This is a genomic window from Fructilactobacillus sanfranciscensis DSM 20451, assembly GCF_001436035.1.
Lineage (GTDB): Bacteria > Bacillota > Bacilli > Lactobacillales > Lactobacillaceae > Fructilactobacillus > Fructilactobacillus sanfranciscensis.
On the sequence record NZ_AYYM01000067.1, the window covers coordinates 1 to 329 of the forward strand.

A 329-nucleotide genomic window follows, 5' to 3' on the forward strand; every position below is an offset into this window, starting at 1 on the left:
GCTTCTGGTATTACAGATTTGGCCATTGTGACTGGTTCAGGAAAAGGCTCAATTGAAGATCACTTTTCATCTAATTATTTGTTAGAACAAAACCTTGAAAGAAAAGGTAAAGATGAAATGTTAAAAGCTGTTCAAAAAACGAATGATATGAATATTTACTTTATTCGTCAAGCATATCCTAAAGGTTTGGGAGATGCAGTGTTGACTGCTAAAACATTTGTTGGGAACGATCCTTTCGTTGTCATGCTTGGTGATGATTTGATGACTGATAAAGTTCCTTTAACTAAACAATTGATTGATAGTTACGAAAAATCAGGTGCTTCAACGCT

At 34.3% G+C, this 329-nt stretch carries 1 pseudogene; it reads left to right on the top strand.

What is annotated here, in order from left to right:
* Window positions 1-329 (top strand): annotated as a pseudogene (locus FD36_RS06795) (UTP--glucose-1-phosphate uridylyltransferase); the annotation flags it as partial.